Origin of the sequence: Aestuariibaculum sp. M13, assembly GCF_024723255.1 — a bacterium.
Lineage (GTDB): Bacteria > Bacteroidota > Bacteroidia > Flavobacteriales > Flavobacteriaceae > Aestuariibaculum > Aestuariibaculum lutulentum.
Window position 1 is genome coordinate 1,008,452 of record NZ_JANIAC010000001.1, and the last position, 20,295, is coordinate 1,028,746.

Annotated in this window: 14 protein-coding genes and 2 tRNA genes; 7 read left to right on the forward strand and 9 right to left on the reverse strand. The window is 35.2% G+C overall.

The window, feature by feature from the left end; translation table 11 throughout:
- Positions 1-78 precede the first annotated feature (78 nt).
- Positions 79-957 carry a DNA-binding transcriptional regulator gene (locus tag NO995_RS04240; protein WP_258226408.1) on the forward strand — a complete coding sequence of 293 codons (879 nt, stop codon included), beginning with the start codon at positions 79-81 and terminating at the stop codon, positions 955-957.
- A gap of 522 nt (positions 958-1,479) precedes the next feature.
- On the opposite strand, the gene NO995_RS04245 is transcribed toward NO995_RS04240, so the two are convergent.
- From NO995_RS04245 to dnaE, 8 genes are all read right to left on the reverse strand, one after another.
- Positions 1,480-1,851 carry a hypothetical protein gene (locus NO995_RS04245; RefSeq protein ID WP_258226409.1) on the reverse strand — a complete coding sequence of 124 codons (372 nt, stop codon included), beginning with the start codon at positions 1,849-1,851 and terminating at the stop codon, positions 1,480-1,482.
- A gap of 255 nt (positions 1,852-2,106) precedes the next feature.
- Positions 2,107-3,663 carry a hypothetical protein gene (locus tag NO995_RS04250; RefSeq protein ID WP_258226410.1) on the reverse strand — a complete coding sequence of 519 codons (1,557 nt, stop codon included), beginning with the start codon at positions 3,661-3,663 and terminating at the stop codon, positions 2,107-2,109.
- Positions 3,664-3,989: 326 nt separating this feature from the next.
- A tRNA-Asp gene (locus NO995_RS04255) sits at positions 3,990-4,063 on the reverse strand.
- Between the two features lie 280 nt (positions 4,064-4,343).
- Positions 4,344-4,417: transfer RNA gene (locus NO995_RS04260), tRNA-Asp, on the reverse strand.
- 79 nt (positions 4,418-4,496) lie between these two features.
- Positions 4,497-5,426, reverse strand: a complete 930-nt coding sequence (locus NO995_RS04265; protein WP_258226411.1) for a DUF58 domain-containing protein — start codon at positions 5,424-5,426, stop codon at positions 4,497-4,499.
- 94 nt (positions 5,427-5,520) lie between these two features.
- Positions 5,521-5,838, reverse strand: coding sequence for a thioredoxin (trxA, locus tag NO995_RS04270; protein ID WP_188214618.1), 318 nt, complete (start codon positions 5,836-5,838; stop codon positions 5,521-5,523).
- Positions 5,839-6,067: 229 nt separating this feature from the next.
- Positions 6,068-6,922, reverse strand: a complete 855-nt coding sequence (locus tag NO995_RS04275; RefSeq protein ID WP_258226412.1) for a hypothetical protein — start codon at positions 6,920-6,922, stop codon at positions 6,068-6,070.
- A 98-nt stretch (positions 6,923-7,020) separates the two neighbouring features.
- On the reverse strand, positions 7,021-11,409 hold the full coding sequence (gene dnaE, locus NO995_RS04280) for a DNA polymerase III subunit alpha (protein ID WP_258226413.1): 4,389 nt from the start codon (positions 11,407-11,409) through the stop codon (positions 7,021-7,023).
- A gap of 197 nt (positions 11,410-11,606) precedes the next feature.
- Between dnaE and NO995_RS04285 the strand changes: the two genes are divergently transcribed.
- The 3 genes from NO995_RS04285 (at position 11,607) to rimM (ending at position 13,961) form a co-directional block, all read left to right on the forward strand.
- Positions 11,607-12,674, forward strand: coding sequence for a lactonase family protein (locus tag NO995_RS04285; RefSeq protein ID WP_258226414.1), 1,068 nt, complete (start codon positions 11,607-11,609; stop codon positions 12,672-12,674).
- Positions 12,675-12,792: 118 nt separating this feature from the next.
- Entirely contained in the window at positions 12,793-13,293 is a 501-nt protein-coding gene (locus tag NO995_RS04290) for a 30S ribosomal protein S16 (RefSeq protein ID WP_240572104.1), read from the forward strand.
- A 140-nt stretch (positions 13,294-13,433) separates the two neighbouring features.
- Entirely contained in the window at positions 13,434-13,961 is a 528-nt protein-coding gene (rimM, locus tag NO995_RS04295) for a ribosome maturation factor RimM (protein WP_258226415.1), read from the forward strand.
- Between the two features lie 81 nt (positions 13,962-14,042).
- Here the strand turns inward: rimM and NO995_RS04300 are convergent, their stop codons facing one another.
- A complete protein-coding gene (locus NO995_RS04300) occupies positions 14,043-14,489 on the reverse strand; it encodes a PA2169 family four-helix-bundle protein (protein WP_258226416.1) in 447 nt (148 codons plus the stop codon).
- 180 nt (positions 14,490-14,669) lie between these two features.
- Between NO995_RS04300 and NO995_RS04305 the strand changes: the two genes are divergently transcribed.
- From NO995_RS04305 to NO995_RS04315, 3 genes are all read left to right on the forward strand, one after another.
- Entirely contained in the window at positions 14,670-15,395 is a 726-nt protein-coding gene (locus tag NO995_RS04305) for a tRNA1(Val) (adenine(37)-N6)-methyltransferase (protein WP_258226417.1), read from the forward strand.
- Positions 15,396-15,505: 110 nt separating this feature from the next.
- A complete protein-coding gene (locus NO995_RS04310; protein WP_258226418.1) occupies positions 15,506-16,684 on the forward strand; it encodes an acyl-CoA dehydrogenase family protein in 1,179 nt (392 codons plus the stop codon).
- A gap of 125 nt (positions 16,685-16,809) precedes the next feature.
- Positions 16,810-20,286 carry a hypothetical protein gene (locus NO995_RS04315; RefSeq protein ID WP_258226419.1) on the forward strand — a complete coding sequence of 1,159 codons (3,477 nt, stop codon included), beginning with the start codon at positions 16,810-16,812 and terminating at the stop codon, positions 20,284-20,286.
- The last annotated feature ends 9 nt before the right edge of the window (positions 20,287-20,295 follow it).

The following is a 20,295-nucleotide window of genomic DNA, read 5'->3' on the forward strand; positions in this document are numbered from 1 at the left end:
TATACGTTTTAGAATACGACACAAGATGTCAGCAACCAATCATTTTAATTATATTTACCTTATAACTAACTCATAAGCATGAAAAAATATAATTCCATAGGTGAACTTTTTACAGATTACAGGGAGTTTTACAATTTATCGCAATCTGATTTTGCATCTGAATTAAATGTCGATTTAAGAACGGTTCAGCGCTGGGAAAAAGACTTAACATTAATCAAGTCTGAAAAAGAAGAAGACATCGTATTAAACACGCTTATGCCCTATCAGCTTATTCATAATTTAAATGCTGCTGTACCCATTCCGACATTTTACGACTTTAAAACCCGAAAATATTCACTTTCAGCTCAAACCAACGACTTACCTAAATTAGAATGGTATCTCGATCAAATTAATGTCGTTTCGAACAACTTAAGAACCATAGATTTTGATTTCGACATTAAATACTTAGAACACTTTATTGACTCACAGAAAAAAGATGACACCTTCCTAAATCATGAATTAATAAAAGAGGCTATAAGGTTACTACCAGAACTTAATTTTGTTTTTACAGGAAAAAGTGGCTACTACGCCGGACACAGCATAGTACTCCCCTTAAAAAAAGAGACATATTTAAAACTTAAAAACAAGGAGATTAACGTAAAGCAATTAAGAGCAAACGATTTAACAAATTATAAAAATTTAGAACAACCCATTTTCTTTAGATATGACATAACGGGTGACTGTAACGACTCTCTTTTTTATGTTATGGCCCAGTTTTTTAGGTTTTTTAAAAATATTGAAAATAAAAACTATATTATGTCATCGTACACAGAACGTGACGATACCTACGATTTAAATTTACAAATAGGGTTTAACATTTTATGGGAAGATAAAGAATTACAAAACCAATTAAATTTAGATCATCCTCCTCGATTTATGGAAGGTAGCTTTGAAGAATTCTTTTCTAAACTGGAATAATTTATCGCAAAACGAAGAAAGGCCACAGTAGCACCCTTCAATACCAAACTGCAGCCTTAAACTAACCAAACCAACTATGAAAAAACTTTTACTACGTTTTTACACTACAAATTTACGTTAGAAATCCATGGTAATTTACGACATAAGATGTCATCATCCTTTTAGTCCCCATTCCCTTTATTATATCCATAAAAAAAGCCATTAAAAAAGTGTAGTTGTGTTTATATGGGAAAACATTATTTCAAGAAATTGGTTTAAATAGACACGTGCGACAAAACGCTTTAAAATGAAGAAAGGCCACAGTAGCACCCTAATACGCTTACTGTAGCCTTAAACTAACCAAACCAACTTATGAAAAACTTTTTACTACGTTTTTACATTACAAATTTACGTTAGAAATCCATGATGGTTTACGACATAAGATGTCATCATCTTTTTAATAATTATTCACTTAATTCTATTGCACAAAAAAAGCTCCTATTTCTAAGAGCTCTATATTCTATAATTTATTTCCATTATTAACTATTCTGAAAAACCGCTAGCAACCCATTTTTTTAACATGGTAATTTCTTCAGCAGTTAAAGCCGGCTTTTTACTTTTAAAAGGCATATACTTTTTTTCTGTAACAGGTAACTCCACACGAGTTATTATATCCTCAATATTATTCTTTACAGCACCATAAGTATCTAAATACTTCTTTTTACCGTTTTCCGGAAAATGGCAAGGTGTACAGCTGCGCTCCATAACAGGAGCAATATGCTTAGCGTAACTCACAGCAGGCTCTTCCTGTTTTACTGTTGTTTCTTTTGAAGATTTACAATATTGTAATGTTGAAACTGTTAAGGTTAAAAGAGCTAAAGGAATTAATTTATTGGTTAATAGCTTAAATTTCATAAAAAAGGTTGATTTGAATGTTTACACAGCAATATATGAAATAAAAAAATTACTATAATAAAAAAGCTACAGTAAAGCACCCTAATACGCTTACCTGTAGCTTTAAACTAACCAAACCAACTTATGAAAAACTTTTTACTACGTTTTTACATTACAAATTTACGGTAGAAATCCATGTTGGTTTACGACATTAAATGTCATAACTAATCTGTTAGAGAGTTATACATTTAACGTATTAATATGATATAACTAAGATTAAAATTCTTCTCTTGACCAATCCGCCTTTTTAACTAAATCTGGATGACCAGGGACATAGTCAAGTCCTTTAGAAAATATATGATAAGACTTTGGATAATTATTCTTAAAATAATAATAGTTTCCTGCCTTTAAATATAATTCAGATATTAAATATTTGTTTACATCATTTAATATATCGTTTCCATCCATTACCTCTTCAAATTTACTTAAATACTCTGCAGCCAATGAAATCTCCTTATTCTTATAATTCATTAGTGACATATTACCATAAAAATGAGCCAGACTTATAAAATACCTCTTATTCGATTTTAAAAACTCATATTTATCAGTCATTACAAGAAAATTTTCAAGAGATCTCAAATCATACATAGAAAGCATTACTTTTTTAAAGCAAGCATATTCAATTATTTCCTTTGATATTTTACTATTCTTATTAATATTTAATATGTTATCACAATAACGCAACGCATTATCAAGTTCCTCATCTGTAGCAGCCTGTCTTGCTAAATATTCATATAAATATTCAACAGCTTCATTTCTCACCTTATCATTAGAAACAGCATTAAACTTAACAATCACTTCTTCAATAAAATTTACATCATTTTCATCATATTGAGTAATTTTAAATAAACTTGATTTTAATTGGTGCAAGGAATAATCTTCAGGGTATTTGGAAATTTTTATTAATTCAATTAAATAGTCTACATCTTCTTGAGTTTTAAATTCAAGATCGTTAACTTTTGTATACATTATTGTTTTAAGAATAGGCTTAATTAAAGGTGACGAATAAAAAACCTTCGCTTTTATAAGATTATTAGAAGCTTCATCATATTTCAACTCGTTTAAATGAGTCAATCCCTTATTATAATATTGCATCCCTATCAATACACTTTTTTCAAGAAATTCTTTTCCATAATAATATTCTTCATAAAAACTCATATATCCTTTTTCTGAAACCTCTTCCTGAGTCACTAACTTATAAGCAATAAGCTCATCTACGATTGTTTTTACTTCAGTTTCTTTTGGCACACTATAACCATAAGCCCCAGGAGCTGTAGTCTCTAAATATATTTTATATGAATCGGGATACGCTATTAAAAACACATGGGAGGGTGTTTCTTTAACATGATAAGGTATATTTAAATTATCGAAAACAAATACATATAGCGCAGTAGCGGTAACACAATTGTAAGTACCATCTTTAAAAATATTATGAAAATAAGAATCCAGATTATACTTTTTTAAAAATTTATCATGTATTACATCATAAATAACCTTAACACGCTTAATTTCTTTTTTATCTTTATCTTCTTTTTGAGGAAGATTTTTTATTACAGCAAGTAGTTCTTCTCTATAGGCGATTACCTTTTCCTTATTCATTACAGAATCTATAGCAAAAAGACTTTCTAAAAAATTATAGTTAATGGAATCTGCTTTAAACTCTTTGAATATTGACTCTTCAAAATCAGAAATATAAGTTTGACTATATAAATTACTAAAGCCAAATAAAAAAACAAAAAACCTAAATACGTGCAAACCTTTCACTTTAAACATAATAAACTTAAATTAGCAAATTAACTAAATGTAAGCAAAACAACACATTTTAATAAAAAATATCACCGAAATATTTCTAAAAAGATTAAAGCTTTAGTTGATAAAAATACAAAAGCTACAGTGAAGCACCCTAATACGCTTAACTGTAGCTTTAAACTAACCAAACCAACTTATGAAAAAACTTTTACTACGTTTTTACATTACAAATTTACGTTAGAAATCCATGTTGGTATACGACAGTGCATGTCATAAGATAATTTACCAAAACTTTTGTTCACTTTAGAGCATAAAAAAAGCCCTTATTTCTAAGGGCTTTTGCAATTTTGCGGTCTGGACGGGACTCGAACCCGCGACCTTCGCCGTGACAGGGCGACATTCTAACCAACTGAACTACCAGACCGTTGCGTATTGCGGGTGCAAATATACAATACTTTTTAATATATAATAATATTTTTTACTTTTTTTTGAAAAACTTTAAAACAAGCTATAAATCCAACCAAAAGGAATAGTCCTAAAACAAAAAAGCATCCCGATTTTCTGTTAAGAAAAAAGGAAAGCCTTTCATTGGAACACCAAAAAACTTTGGTAATCACTACTACTCCCAATTTACATTGGGACAACACAACTTCTTTATAGTGCCAAAAAAAGCCCTAATCACTTAGAGCTTCTCTGCAATTTTGCGGTCTGGACGGGACTCGAACCCGCGACCTTCGCCGTGACAGGGCGACATTCTAACCAACTGAACTACCAGACCGTTGCTGTATTGCGGTTGCAAATATACACCCCTTTTTGTTTACCGCAAACATTTTTTTAAGTTTTTTTCTGTTTTTTATCTAAGCGAACTTTTTCCGTTCAACCATATAAGTTAAAAGTATATTATTGAAATCACTATTCACATCAACCTCAACATATTTAATATTGTATTTCAAACAATTATATTGAACATCTTTAAAAAATGCACTTACAGCTTCATTATAATTGTGCTTAATAGTATCGGCATATAAATTTATAAACTCACCGGTTTCAACATCTACGAAGCGTTTGGGCTTATTATCGAAATCGAATAACAACTCTTTTTCTTTATCAAAAACATGAAACAAAACAACTTCATGTTTATTGTATTTTAAATGGCGAAGCGCTTCAAACAACTTATTCGGGTCTTCCATAGCCTGAAACATATCGGTAAATAGAAATATTAACGAACGTCGGTGTATTTTTTCAGCGATTTGATGCAAATAAGTATAGGTATCTGTCTGTCTGTTTACAGGCTTTTGAGTAACCATATTAGACAACTGACTTAATAACATTTGATGATGACGCTCGCTACCCTTTTCTGGAGCATAATAGTCGTAAGCATCGCTATAAATACTTAAACCTACAGCATCACGCTGCTTTTTTAAGATTCCCATTAAAGAAGCCGAAGCTAAAGCTGAAAAGGCTATTTTATTTAAATGATGAATAGAAAAATTATTCATACTTGGGTAGTGCATCGAACTACTGTTATCGATAATAATATGACACCTTAAATTGGTTTCATCGTCGTAACGTTTAGTATATAACTTATCTGTTTTCGCAAAGAGTTTCCAATCGATATGACGTGTACTTTCGCCTTGATTATATATTTTATGTTCGGCAAACTCGGCCGAAAATCCATGAAACGGACTTTTATGCATTCCGGCAATAAATCCTTCAACCACTTGCTTTGCCAGCAATTCTAAGTTTTTAAAACCTTCAGCTTTATTAAGTTCGTTTTGTAAATTCATGTTTAACTCTTATTCTATTTAAAAGATGTATCTAAAATAAAAAAGGTTTACTATTACTAGCAAACCTTTTTACATAATCTTTATGTTTTACAGACTATAAAAGCGAATCGATCGCATCTGTATAAGCGTTTTTAGGCGCTACACCTACTTGTCTTCCTACTACTTCTCCGTTTTGGAATACTAATACTGTTGGAATATTACGAACACCGTATTTAGCAGCAAATTCTTGGTTAGCATCAACATCAACTTTTCCTACTACCGCTTTACCTTCGTACTCTTCGCTAATTTGCTCGATGATTGGTCCTACCATTCTACATGGTCCACACCAAGCAGCCCAAAAATCAACCATAACTGGTTTATCACTTTTTAATACCGTTTCTTCAAACGTTGCATCTGTTATTTCTAATGCCATAATATTTATGTTTTAATTGTAATACTATTTTAATGTTACAAAATTAGTCAAAAAAACTCCTAAAGCTTACAAAGTAACAATTTGTTTTATTTATAACTCGATTGTTTAAGCTTATTTTAAGATTTTTTTACGTTTTAGACTCATAACAACCTTCTTACTTTTTTACAGGCAACAAAAAAAGCTTCCGCATTTTGCGAAAGCTTTTATCTATTTTAATCTTTAAATAAAATTAATGATGTCTTTTTCTTCCTAAGGTAATTTCAGTAACATTACCTTCCACATCTGTTTTTGTTGCTACATCATCACAAGTACCATCACCATAATCTACAGTAATTGTTCCTTCTGCAGTTGTATAGGTCTTAACACCTGAAGCAATAAAGCGGCAATCTGCAGGTTTAACAAGAGGTGTTGTAATTTCTACAGTAAATATTGCTCCTGAAGCATCAGTGAATGTTGAAGATCCGGTAATAGTTTTTTCATCATCGAAACAAGAATATGTATCGCCTCCTGCTGTAATTTCAACAGTTTTTGTTCCCACTTTAGAAATGGTGCCTTCATCGGTTACAATACTAATATCAGTGGTACTGGTGAACTCTGGATTTCCGTTAGCGTTTGCTATTACATAGCTATAGGTTTGTGTACCGTTAACTAAATAACCATTAATTGATAAATCCTGAAAAGTGATTGTTCTTTCCTTACCTGCATCAGAAATAGATCTTACTTTAGTAATGGTTCCGGTAATAACGTTACCATCGTGGTCTTCGCACTCACCATTAAATACAATTGTTGTTGTAAGTGTTTCATCTACTAATTCTACGGTCACATCTACACAATCGTTAAAGTATTGAGATTCACCGCGGTGATCACCTTTACCAAACGTTGATGTTTTAGATACTGACGAAACACCAAAAGAAGCATCTGAATAGATAGAAATATTATCTAAAACAGATTCTACATCTTCAATAACAATTTCTGAATTTACGCTTTCTGAAGTCGCTAAGTTGTCGTTGGTAGTTTCGCTGTCGTTGTTACAGGCCACAAAGCCTAAACTTACTAATGCTAATAAAATTTTTACTTTTTTCATAATAGGTATTTTTGTTATGTATAACACGAAATGGTGATATATAGTATAACAGGAACCGATTAAAAATTCCTACCCTATTATTTGAAAAAAATCACAAATTAATTCAATTTAAATTTAACATGCTCAGTTTCAAGCTCGCTGATTAATTCCTGACACACTTTTACTTTCTGGCGTCGGCTTGGCATATGTAATTTTATTTGCTCTTTATTATCGTAAACCACAAAATTCAAGCTTTGGTTTCCAGGATGCATATCAATTAATTCCTTCAATCTAAAAATAGTACTTTCCTTTAAATCGCCAATCTCAAGTTGAATCGACAACTTTTTAGCATAACTCTCCATCACATCATGCAGCAGTTGAAAGTTATTGAATTGTAAACGTGGTTCACTTTTCTTTCCGGTATCTTTATTTACCCAGCCTTCTCTGACAAAAGTTTTAACAAACACAAAATTGTTATGCATCAGGAAATGCCTGAATTTTAAATATTCTTCGCCAAAGATTCTGAATTCATAACTATCGGTATAATCTTCAACAGTAAACATCGCCCAGCCTTTCCCCTGCTTGCTTACGCGGTGTTGCACATCGGTAACCACACCACCAAACACGAGTTCACGATTCACATAAGGCTCTAATGTATTAAAGAAACTTAAATTGGCATTACAAAAGGTTTTCATCTCTATTCTAAAATCATCCAGCGGGTGTCCCGAAATGTAGATACCAACCACTTCACGTTCTTTGGCCAGCTTCTCCATGGTTCCCCACTCTTCGCATGGTGGCACTTGCGGCTCTTCTATCTGCACTTCACTGGCTTCCCCAAACAAACTTACCTGCGCCGAGTTTTCATTCTCCTGGTGTTTACTTCCGTATTTAATGGCTTTTTCTAAAAAGGTAATCCCATCTCCTTCATCGTGAAAATACTGCGCTCTGTGTGTTTTCCCAAAACAATCGAAACCGCCTGCTAAGGCAAGGTTTTCAAAGGCCTTTTTATTCGCCGCACGTAAATCAATGCGTTTAGCAAAATCGAAAATAGATTTATAATGTCCGTCTTTCTTTCTGTTTTCAACGATAGTCATTACCGCACCATGACCAACACCTTTAATAGCTCCCATCCCGAAACGCACCGCATTATCTTTATTTACCGAAAACTTGTAAAACGATTCGTTTACATCCGGTCCCAATACATCTAGTTTCATACGTTTACATTCTTCCATAAAGAAGGTTACCTGCTTAATATCATTCATATTGTTGGACAGTACGGCCGCCATGTATTCAGCAGGATAATGCGCCTTTAAATATGCGGTTTGATAAGCAATCCAGGCATAACACGTCGAGTGCGATTTATTGAAGGCATAACTCGCAAAGGCTTCCCAGTCTTTCCACACTTTTTCAAGTACTTTGGCATCATGACCATTAGCACTCGCCTGATCGATAAACTTAGGTTTCATTTTATCCAGTACGGCGATCTGCTTTTTACCCATCGCCTTACGAAGCATATCGGCTTCACCTTTTGTGAAGTCCGCTAACTTTTGAGATAGCAGCATTACCTGCTCCTGATACACGGTAATACCATAAGTTTCCTTCAAGTATTCTTCCATTGCCGGTAAATCGTACTCAATTTCCTCATCACCATGTTTTCTTCTCACGAAAGAAGGAATGTACTCCATTGGTCCCGGACGATACAAGGCATTCATCGCAATTAAATCTTCGAATACCGTTGGCTTTAAATCGCGAAGGTGTTTTTGCATCCCAGGGGATTCGTATTGGAAGACCCCAACGGTTTCTCCTCTCTGGAATAACGCATAGGTTTCTTCATCATCTAACGGAAAATTTTCCGGATCTAAAACAATACCGTGCTTCGCCTTTACAATCTTAACCGTATCCTTAATCAGGGTTAATGTTTTTAACCCCAGGAAATCCATTTTTAACAGTCCGGCCTCCTCTACAACCGAGTTATCAAACTGGGTAACATATAAATCGGAGTCTTTTGCCACCGAAACCGGAACGAACTTGGTAATATCGTCGGGTGTGATAATTACCCCACAGGCGTGAATACCTGTATTACGCACCGAACCTTCCAATACTTTTGCCAGATTTACGGTTTCGGAATCTAAACCTTCACCATCGGCAATATTTAAAAGTTCGTTTACTTTTTCTAATTCTTCAGCCCTGAATTTGTCGGCGAGTCCTTTTTCATCTAAAGCAAAAATTTTATTCAGCTTAGACATATTCGGAATTAACTTCGCAATCCTATCGGCATCAAATAACGGTAAATCCAATACACGCGCCGTATCACGAATGGAAGACTTCGCCGCCATGGTACCGTAGGTAATAATTTGCGCTACCTGATTGGCGCCGTATTTTTTGATTACATAATCCATAACACGACTTCGACCTTCATCATCGAAGTCGATATCGATATCGGGCATGCTAATACGATCTGGATTTAAGAAACGCTCAAAAAGGAGATCGTACTTCATCGGGTCGATGTTGGTAATCCACAAACAGTAGGCCACTACCGAACCTGCTGCCGAACCACGCCCCGGCCCCACCGACACATCCATATTTCGGGCTTCCCGGATAAAATCTTCAACAATCAAGAAATATCCCGGATACCCAGTATTTTCAATTACCGATAATTCGAAGTCCAGACGCTCGGTAACTTCTTCCGATAACGGCTCACCATAACGTTTTTTAGCACCTTCATAAGTTAAATGACGTAAATAAGCATTTTCTCCTCGCTTACCACCATCAACTAAATCTTCATCATGCTTAAATTCATCAGGAATTCCGAAGGCAGGAAGTAAGACATCACGAGCCAACTCGAAAGGTTCAACCTTATCAATCACTTCCTGAATATTACTAATCGCATCAGGTATATCCTTAAAAATAGTCTTCATTTCTTCCGAAGACTTAAAATAATACTCCTGATTTGGCATACCATAACGATACCCTCGACCACGCCCAATTGGTGTCGACTGCTTTTCACCATCTTTTACACACAACAAAATATCGTGTGCATTGGCATCATCCTTTTCACAATAATAGGTGTTATTGGTCGCAATTAATTTGACATCATGCTTTCTAGCAAAATCAACAAGAACCGTATTGACACGGTTTTCATCTTCCTGATTATGGCGCATCAATTCGATATACAAATCGTCGCCAAACTGCTCTTTCCACCAAAGCAAAGCTTCCTCGGCCTGATTTTCACCAACATTCAAGACTTTACTTGGCACCTCACCATAAAGGTTTCCGGTAAGTACCATGATATCATCCTTGTACTGCTCAATCAGTTTTTTATCAATACGCGGCACATAATAAAATCCGTCAACAAAGGCATGCGACGACAACTTGGCCATATTATGATAGCCATTTTTATTTTTAGCCAGTAAAACCACCTGATACCCATTGTCTTTTCTGGTTTTATCTTTATGATCTTCACAAACAAAAAACTCACAACCAATAATCGGTTTTATCTCTTTTACGTTTGTGGTTTCTCCTTTTTCCTGCGCTTCGGCAATTTTAGCCTGCGCAGATTTGTTATGTGCACTTACCGCCTTAACAAAGTGAAAGGCTCCCATCATATTTCCGTGATCGGTAAGCGCAACGGCAGGCATATTATGCTTTGCTGCTTCGGCCACCAATGCCGGAATACTTATGGTAGATTGTAAAATAGAAAATTGTGAGTGGTTATGTAAATGAGCAAACTCAACATCCTTTAAATCGGAAATATTTTGTTTAATTTTTTCAGAAGAAATCTGAGTCCCTTCAGCCTTTTTTATGCGCCCACGAATTTTAGCACTTTCCTGTTTCAGGTTAATGTGCTTTAATCCGATAAGTTCAATCTCCTTCGGATTGGCCTCTTTAAAGTTTTGGAAGTAATCGTCCTCGACATCTAATTCTTCCTTTGTAAATTCCTCTAAACGAATTAACTCCAAAAAACAACGCGTGGTTGCCTCAACATCGGCTGTTGCGTTATGTGCTTCGGCGAAGGGTTGTTTGAATAAAAACTCGTGTAACTCGGTAAGCGTAGGCAACTTAAATTTACCACCTCGTCCTCCGGTAATCTGACATAATTCTGCTGTATGCTCGGTACAGGTATCTAAAACAGGAAGTTCCTGCAATATGTTTGCCATATCGCCACGAACAAACTCGGCACCCATAATATTCAAGTCGAACTTTACATTTTGTCCGACAATGAATTTGGTTTTCCCCAACACCTCGTTAAACTTTTCAAGTACTTCAACCAAAGGCACTCCTTGTTCCTGAGCCAACTCGGTTGAAATACCGTGTACTTTTTCGGCATCATAAGGAATGTTGAAGCCTTCCGGTTGCACCAGATAATCCTGATGATCGATACAATTCCCCATACTGTCATGTAACTGCCATGCAATTTGTATACAACGTGGCCAGTTATCGGTATCGGTAATGGGTGCGTCCCATCGTTTTGGCAAACCTGTGGTTTCTGTATCGAAAATTAAGTACATTCTTAAAGTTTAATTTATTGTGATTAAGCCGGTTACAAAAACCGATCTTAGTGGATAAAAATACACAGAAATTCATCCAAATTAAAACGAAATTATCACGAGTTGTAAACAACAAAATCAAGAATCGTGTATCTTATTTATTTTCATTTGAATAACGTTGATTTAAACCCTATTTTTGAAATTAAAAAACCCTAACCATGAAACTTAACTTTACACTATTTATTATTATTTTTTCCGCATTATCTGGCTATTCGCAAAACATTGACATGTATCTTGGCACCTTTACAGATGGCGACAGCGAAGGCATTTACAAACTGCAATTCGATACTATTCAAGGTGTTTTAAGCAATACAAAACTAATCGCTCAAGCCGAAAGCCCATCATTTTTAGCCTTTTCTCCCGACAGAAACTATTTGTACGCCACCTGCCGGGAAAACGACGGTATCATTTCAGCTTTTAAGATCAATAACAACGAGGATTTAGAACTTATAAACAGTGTTGACAGCCACGGTGGCAGCCCCTGTCATGTTGCCGTGAATAACGAAGGCACAAAACTTGTTGTTTCCAACTATGGCGGGGGTACCATGGCTTTGTTTAACATAAATTCAGACGGAAGTCTCACTGAAGCCTTACAGGTTTTCAAGCAAAGTACAGACGAAGAGGTATCGCATGCGCATTCTGCACAATTTATTGACCACTATTTATTTGTTGCCGACTTGGGCAGAAACTCCGTTTTTAAATATCAAAAAAGCGATGTTGGTGACGGCTACAAACTAAAGACCGTATCTATTGTAAACATGCAACCTAAAGCCGGACCACGACATTTCACAGTAACCAAAGACCATAAGTACTTCTATATTATTAACGAATTAAACAGTACCGTAACGGTAGCCAAAAACACCAATAATGGTTTCAAATTAATTGAACACATATCAACTTTGGACGATGACTTTAAAGGAGAAAGCTACTGTGCCGATATTCACTTAAGTCCGGACGAACAATTTTTATACGGCTCAAATAGAGGAGAAAATTCCATAGTCGTTTTTAAAAGACACCATGTAACCGGCAAATTAAAAAAGATCCAAAACATTTCAACAGAGGGCGACTGGCCAAGAAATTTCACTATAGACCCAACAGGTAATTTCCTATTAGTAGGCAATAGAAGAACCAACAATATCAGCATCTTTTCAATAAATAAGAAGACCGGAAAACTTAAATTTTCAAATTCGTTTGATGCACCAAGCCCTGTTTGCTTTTTATTCTAAAAACACACTGAAAAACAACCGTTTAAAAAAACAAATAAAGTGTTGCTTTTTCAAAAAATGTAGTATCTTTGCACCCTCATTAATAACCGAGGTCGAGAACCTCAAATAATTAATTATTATGCCAGTAAAAATTAGATTACAAAGACACGGTAAAAAGGGGAAACCTTTTTATTGGATCGTAGCCGCTGATTCGCGTGCAAAAAGAGATGGTAAATACTTAGAAAAATTAGGTACTTACAATCCAAACACTAACCCTGCAACTATCGATTTAAATGTTGACGGTGCTGTAACTTGGTTACAAAATGGTGCACAACCAACCGATACTGCTAAAGCTATCTTATCTTACAAAGGAGCTTTATTAAAAAATCACTTAGCTGGTGGTGTTAGAAAAGGCGCTTTAACTGAAGAGCAAGCAGAAGCTAAATTCCAAGCATGGGTTGAAGCTAAAACTGCTAAAGTTGGTGCTAAAACTGAAGGTTTAGCTCAAGCTGACGCTGAAGCTAAAGCTAAAGCATTAGAAGCTGAGAAAGCTGCAAACGAAGCTCGTATTGCTGCTAAAGCTCCTGTTGCTGAAGAAGCTCCAGCTGAAGAAGTAGAAGCTTCAAACGAAGAAGAATAAAAAACTATTTTTTTATACTTTTAAACTCCGATAGCTTCTATCGGAGTTTTTTATTTCCATGAAAATGGAAATCTTGAAAATACACATCTGTTTAAAATTATAAGATCCTGAAACAAGTTCAGGATGACAAAATAATTGTCATGAAAAAAGAAGACTGCTTTTATTTAGGTAAAATTGTAAAAAAGTACAGTTTTAAAGGTGAATTATTAATAAAATTAGACACCGATCAACCGGAGCTTTACGAGAACTTAGATGCTATGTTCCTCGACATAAACCACAATTTAATTCCGTTTTTTATTGAACACTCACAGCTTCACAAATCCGATTTATTACGAGTACAGTTTGAAGATGTAGAAACAGAAGCAGATGCCGATGCTTTAATTAAAACCGAAGTGTATTTACCCCTTGATTTATTACCTAAACTGGATGGTAATAAATTCTATTTTCATGAAATTATAGGATACACTATGGAGGACAAAAATTACGGAACCGTAGGAACAGTAGTTGCAGTAAATGACACAACGGCTCAAGCTTTGTTTGAAGTAGAAAACAACGGTAAAGAAATTCTAATCCCTATGAACGACGAGTTTATTGTAAAAGTAGACCGCGACAATAAAATCATTCTTGTCGATACACCTGAAGGATTAATTGATTTATACTTAGAATAAACATATTGAAAACATAAAAAAGCGCGACCAAATTAAATTTGATCGCGCTTTTTTATTTAAAGTTACTTTACTTAACTACAATTAGTAAACTAAAGTAAGATCACGTTTCATTGTGTTCATTGCTGCTTGAATGCTGTCGCGTTGTTTTCCTAATAGCTTACAAACCGACAATGGTAAGTTCGGTTCCATAAGTAATTGGTTATACATTTCAACACTTACTTCCTTTAAACGGTACACTTCATTTAGCAGTCCGCTTTCATTATCCATTAAAATTAAATTTCTGAAATTTCTCCAAATCTCATAGAAATTAGTACTAAGTCCTGCTGGCTGTGACGACTTATCTTCAATGTTTTCCATCTCAGTTTTTAAATCCTTCGAAAACTGATTTCTTTCAAAAGCTCGTTCATTAAAAAAAGCTTTTAACTCTTCATTTTCAACCGAATCATAAGCCTCTAAATATACTTTTTCAACGCCACTATTAAACACCAACAACTCATTAACCTTATAAAAAACTCTTCCTGAATTCATAACAATCTTTTTCTTTTTCATTATAAACACCCCAAAAAAACAAGAGTGTCTACTCTACACTTAACAAGCAAAATTACTACTTAAATAAAAATTAACTTATTATTTTAACACAGTTTAGTATTTTTGGCTGCATTTTATCCGATTTCAATCGCTTACTTCTTAATTTTTTAACATTTCACCATGTCTAATAAGCCATTCAAATTCAAAGAGTTTACTATTAATCAAGACCAATGCGCCATGAAGGTTGGCACCGACGGTGTCCTTTTAGGTGCCTGGGCCTCAATAGAAAACATTCCGTTTTCGGTTTTAGACATTGGTGCAGGTACGGGTATTATTTCTCTAATGTTAGCGCAACGTAGTTATGCTGAAGTTATTGATGCCTTAGAAATTGATGATCTTGCTTATGAACAATGTGTTGATAATTTTGAACAATCGCCCTGGGGAGACCGCCTATTTTGCTACCACGCTTCATTGGAAGAATTTGCAGATGAAATTGAAGATAAATACGATTTGATTTTATCGAATCCGCCTTTTTATTCTGAAGATTATAAATCTGAAAATGAACAGCGTGATTTAGCGCGATTCAGTGATGCTATGCCTTTCGAGCATTTAATTGAAAGTGCGTCTAAATTACTTTCTGAAAACGGTGAATTTTGCGTCATCATTCCTTTTAAAGAAGAAGAACAATTTACAGCACTAGCTTCAAATTACAATTTATATCCAAATAAAATTCTGAATGTAAAAGGCAACCCTAATTCTGATTTTAAACGTAGCCTTTTAAACTTTTCATTTGGCAATGACAATGCTAAAACCGTAGAAAAATCGGTTTTAACTATTGAAACACAGCGCCACCAATACACTGAAGATTATATTAATCTGACAAAAGATTTCTACTTAAAAATGTAGTTATCTAAATTAGATTTATTTAAATTTGAGAGCATAAAATGATAAATTCTTAAAAAAAGAAGGGTATCATTAAAAATTTTCTTTTGAAAATCTTTTAAAACTCAAATTTAATGAAGCCAGATTTATTTGAAGCTCCCGATTATTACAACTTAGACGAGCTATTAACCGATGAGCATAAATTAGTTCGCGATGCTGCCAGAGCCTGGGTAAAACGAGAAGTCTCTCCCATAATTGAAGAATACGCTCAAAAGGCAGAATTCCCAAAACAAATTATAAATGGTCTCGCCGAAATAGGTGCCTTCGGTCCTTACATACCCGTTGAATATGGCGGCGCTGGTTTAGATCAGATTTCATATGGTTTAATTATGCAGGAAATAGAACGCGGTGATTCTGGTGTGCGCAGTACGGCTTCAGTTCAATCGAGTTTAGTGATGTATCCCATCTGGAAATATGGAAACGAAACACAACGTGAAAAATACCTACCTAAACTGGCCAGTGGTGAATGGATAGGTTGCTTTGGTCTTACCGAGCCGGATCATGGAAGCAATCCGGGAGGCATGGTTACCAACTTTAAAGATATGGGAGACCATTATTTACTAAATGGCGCCAAAATGTGGATAAGCAACGCTCCTTTTGCACAAATTGCAGTCGTTTGGGCAAAAGATGAAAGCGGACGTATACATGGTTTAATTGTTGAGCGCGGTATGGCAGGTTTTACTACTCCGGAAACTCATAATAAATGGTCGCTTCGGGCCAGTGCTACCGGAGAGCTTATTTTTGATAATGTTAAAGTTCCTAAAGAAAATTTACTTCCTAACAAATCCGGATTAGGCGCGCCACTTGGCTGTCTGGATTCGGCAAGATACGGTATTGCATGGGGTGCTATTGGCGCGGCTATGGATTGCTATGACACTGCTTTGCGTTACAGTAAAGAACGCATGCAATTTGGCAAACCTATTGGTCAGTTTCAATTACAACAAAAGAAATTAGCCGAGATGATTACAGAAATAACAAAAGCACAATTACTCACCTGGCGATTAGGTGTTCTGCGTAATGAAGGAAAAGCTACGTCGGCACAAATATCTATGGCCAAGCGTAACAATGTGGAAATGGCTATTACCATTGCACGCGAAGCCCGACAAATGTTAGGTGGTATGGGTATAACCGGTGAATATTCAATCATGAGGCACTCTATGAATTTAGAAAGTGTTATTACTTATGAAGGAACGCACGACATTCACCTTCTTATAACCGGATTGGATATTACAGGGCTAAATGCATTTAAATAAAACAATCATGCTTTAAGTATCTAAAACGCTTAAAGCATGACAAATATCATATTACCCCCAAATATAACTTAGTAAGTTTGACTGAATTTCTATCACAGTACGTGCAATTGATTACTTAAGTTATAATGAAAACCAATAAAACCAACTCTTCAAACCAATTTCAGAGTAGAAAAGACACTGTTCAATACATCAACTTACAACTGGCCGCTTTAGGGCAACCTTTATTTAAAGATAAGGAAGGGGCTTCACAAAAGTTTTGCAACCCTAAACTTCAGGCTCTAACCAAAGCTTTTACTCAAGGTTTTAAAGAAAAATCAAGACTCTTATCCAACCACCTTGCTCCTGTAGACCAAAGAATACAGGACTTTATAAACGACTATTTAAAAGACATTCCTTTTATAAAAACAATTTCAATTCCAAACGACACTTTGGTCTTGAATCAAAAAGGACACGCCAGAGAAATTAGTTTACCTCCCGACGAAAATTCATTTTCAAGTGAAAATGTAAAGTCGTATCGCATAAAACAAGGTATTCTTAACAATCCGTTACATGATAAACGAACTACCAAAGGTACCTTTCATATTGTAGAAAGTAATTTACCAGTTCCGTTAGACAAAAAGGAAGTTTCTAAACTTACGTTTGCTCATTTTTTAAAAGCTGCATTTTCCCCTTCTGATGCCCTGAATACATTACCGCTTACTGCAAGTCAGGAAGATAAAGCCAAGGTTATGGTTTCTTTGCTTTTACGACCTACAGTTTGTCCGGAAGTTAAAGGCGTTATTGCTCAAAAAAGCATGGAAGTTAGATTCTTTGCTCCCGGTAGCTTAGTGAGCAATCTGGACTTTGTAGAGTCCATTTTTGGTAATGCCGGAGATCCTAACCTAGCGCATAATGATGCCGCACTTGACACCGAACACTGGACAGGACACACAGGATGTATTATTCTGGCACCGCAGCTTAAAACTTTAAAGAAAAAAGACGTTGGCTTGCCACATTGGGATCATGCTACCGAACGCCAAAGAAGCGAAGGCATGTGCTGGAAAAACGAAAATGAAATCTATAATGACGGTGGTGCTTTTAAAGTAACTTGTCGTGACGATCGTGGCGTTGTAGTAACAATTATCGCCGACAACTATTATGGATATTCAAAAAAAGAAATTAAAACGCAAATTAGTTATTCAGCCAATTTATATGGCTTAGTTGAAGAAGAACACTCAGGTGGAGCCATTGCTTTCCCTAGAGGTGTAATGGGCGATATTGTAGATGGCACCGCATTTTCTAACAAAGCAGATAATAAGTTTTCATTTAAAGACACAAAAAAACTATTAGGGGATCGTATTGATGTAAAACCAGAAAATTATGCCATTGATAAAAATTATCCGAACTTAATATACATCCCTGAAGATGCCTATATAAATACGAATACCAATAGCATAACCTGGAATTATAAAGGTGCAGAACAAAAACTGGTTTTATCGCCATATAAAACCTACATTCATCCAACGGGAAATAAATTTAAGTTAGAAAAACATAAAGCTGTCTCTCTGTGGCGTATTGTTAACACAGCGCCTGAAGGCATTTTTTGTCATAAACCTTGTACTGTTTCCGGAGGTGGGAAATCTGAAATTTCAAAATCAATGTTAAATGCCATAACATATAGCACTTTTAACATTGTTGATATTGACGAAGATTTTAAAAAAGCTGATGAAATTATTGAATACGACTATTCAAAACGCTGGAAAGATTACGACCCAACCTTACCGCCTTCTGAGCCCTTTTTAAGCTCAAAACGAACATTAGGATCGGCCGTTAGGTTACTTACACCGCTTCCGGTGTTTAAAGACGAATACAACGAATTTGTATCTAACATTCCACCACATATTCGATCTTTGGTTCTGTTTGTAAAAAGGCTTTACCGTCAGGATCATGGTGATTTGAATTGGAAAGATTGTATATCTGTAGATATTATTAACGGTAAAAATGGTACAGGATTAAAATACCATAACACACCGGTTATTGGTAGTTATGTTAGAATTGGGTTCAATCAAAACGGACAATGGCTATTAAACAAACTACGATCTGATTTTTCTGCCTGCCATAAAATTCAGCTGGAAGACGACATCTCAGCTACTATAACTTTACCAAAAGAACAGTTTAAAAACCTAAACCCGGAATTCACAAATAAAAGCTTAAAAGTTGTTGCAAACTGTGAAAGTCATTTGTTTCAAAGACCGGATGAAGCGGTTGTAAGAGGGTATGATGAAAACGCCGAACGCGATATTGTTTCACCAAATACCTTCCTCACAAACTACGAACTTTTAACAAAAAAGGATGCTATTGAAATATATGAAGATACCATAAATTTCGACAAGTATACACAACCTGTAAAAGACCTGGTTTTAAGTATTGTGAACAGCGAGAATAATGAAGAATACTTCGTGCTACCTTCACATACAAGAATAGTTGATGGTGAGCCCACTAAAAATCCGCGTTATCTAGAATATAACAAATTTATTAATGAAACCGAGGAAAGCTATTTAGGTGAAATTGGGGTTCGTCTATACCGTAAAATTAAATCTGAAGATCCGGTTATTAATGTTGTTAATGCCGTTTTACCTGGCAGACGAAACAATCCTGTCGATAAAAAAGCGGGCATACGTCCTTTGGCAGTATACAACCCGATTCACTATCAGGAAACTCCTGAATTGTTTATGGATTTCATTTGCAGTCTTACTGGAAAATCGCCTTCTACAACAGGAGCAGGTTCTGAGGGCGCCTTAACAAAAGGACCTTTTAACATGCTTACGCCTACCTCAGATTTAAACAATGCTCTGCTTTCGCATATTTTAACAGAATCTAATGCCTTTAGTACAGCAGCAGGTTATGTAGGTGCCGAGAATAAAGTCGACCACGACATCAGTATTTTAATTCCTGAAATCTGGGCCAGACTAGAACCTCAGGATCGCGATCCTAATTTCTTAATTAATGATGGCGCTCTTGAGAAAATTGATGATTTTGAATATAACGGACAAAAAGTGTTAGCCAGCCGATTAGGTTATCGAATTACCAAACAATTCTCATTAAGATGTTTAAACCGATTGTTTGACGAACCTAATATTGTATTTGATGAAAGAATGCTGAAACCAGAATTACAAGGCATGGAAGATTATGTAGATGGTATTAATAATATTGTTGAAGCTCAGAAAAAAGTAGCGCTTCGCTATTTTGAAGACGGTAGTATTGAAGCTGCCATACCGCCATTAAAAATATTACTACATATCATGGCTTATGGCACCTACGAAGGAAAAGAAATCAGCAATCCTGAACTTAGAAAATATTTCGAAAGAGATTATGTTATAAAAAGCGATTGGTATTTGGAACGTTTGAAATTAAAACAAAAGAAAGACATCGCCTTTTACCAAAAACAACAAACATATCTCACAAATTTTGCCTCTATTGACCATAATATAGTACTGGTTAAAGAGCTAAACATTTTAGAAAAACTGCAACAAATAAAGGATAAACTTTACCATGCAAGTAACGATTCTTATTTAAACAGTTTAATGGGAACCATAGGAGCAGATCCTCTGTTCAGAAAATAACAAACCAAC

Bases quoted from the DNA above. Each gene is read 5' to 3' on its own strand.
- NO995_RS04240 (WP_258226408.1), top strand. From the start codon at position 79: ATGAAAAAATATAATTCCATAGGTGAACTTTTTACAGATTACAGGGAG.
- NO995_RS04245 (WP_258226409.1), bottom strand. From the start codon at position 1,851: ATGAAATTTAAGCTATTAACCAATAAATTAATTCCTTTAGCTCTTTTA.
- NO995_RS04250 (WP_258226410.1), bottom strand. From the start codon at position 3,663: ATGTTTAAAGTGAAAGGTTTGCACGTATTTAGGTTTTTTGTTTTTTTA.
- NO995_RS04265 (WP_258226411.1), bottom strand. From the start codon at position 5,426: ATGAATTTACAAAACGAACTTAATAAAGCTGAAGGTTTTAAAAACTTA.
- trxA (WP_188214618.1), bottom strand. From the start codon at position 5,838: ATGGCATTAGAAATAACAGATGCAACGTTTGAAGAAACGGTATTAAAA.
- NO995_RS04275 (WP_258226412.1), bottom strand. From the start codon at position 6,922: ATGAAAAAAGTAAAAATTTTATTAGCATTAGTAAGTTTAGGCTTTGTG.
- dnaE (WP_258226413.1), bottom strand. From the start codon at position 11,409: ATGTACTTAATTTTCGATACAGAAACCACAGGTTTGCCAAAACGATGG.
- NO995_RS04285 (WP_258226414.1), top strand. From the start codon at position 11,607: ATGAAACTTAACTTTACACTATTTATTATTATTTTTTCCGCATTATCT.
- NO995_RS04290 (WP_240572104.1), top strand. From the start codon at position 12,793: ATGCCAGTAAAAATTAGATTACAAAGACACGGTAAAAAGGGGAAACCT.
- rimM (WP_258226415.1), top strand. From the start codon at position 13,434: ATGAAAAAAGAAGACTGCTTTTATTTAGGTAAAATTGTAAAAAAGTAC.
- NO995_RS04300 (WP_258226416.1), bottom strand. From the start codon at position 14,489: ATGAATTCAGGAAGAGTTTTTTATAAGGTTAATGAGTTGTTGGTGTTT.
- NO995_RS04305 (WP_258226417.1), top strand. From the start codon at position 14,670: ATGTCTAATAAGCCATTCAAATTCAAAGAGTTTACTATTAATCAAGAC.
- NO995_RS04310 (WP_258226418.1), top strand. From the start codon at position 15,506: ATGAAGCCAGATTTATTTGAAGCTCCCGATTATTACAACTTAGACGAG.
- NO995_RS04315 (WP_258226419.1), top strand. From the start codon at position 16,810: ATGAAAACCAATAAAACCAACTCTTCAAACCAATTTCAGAGTAGAAAA.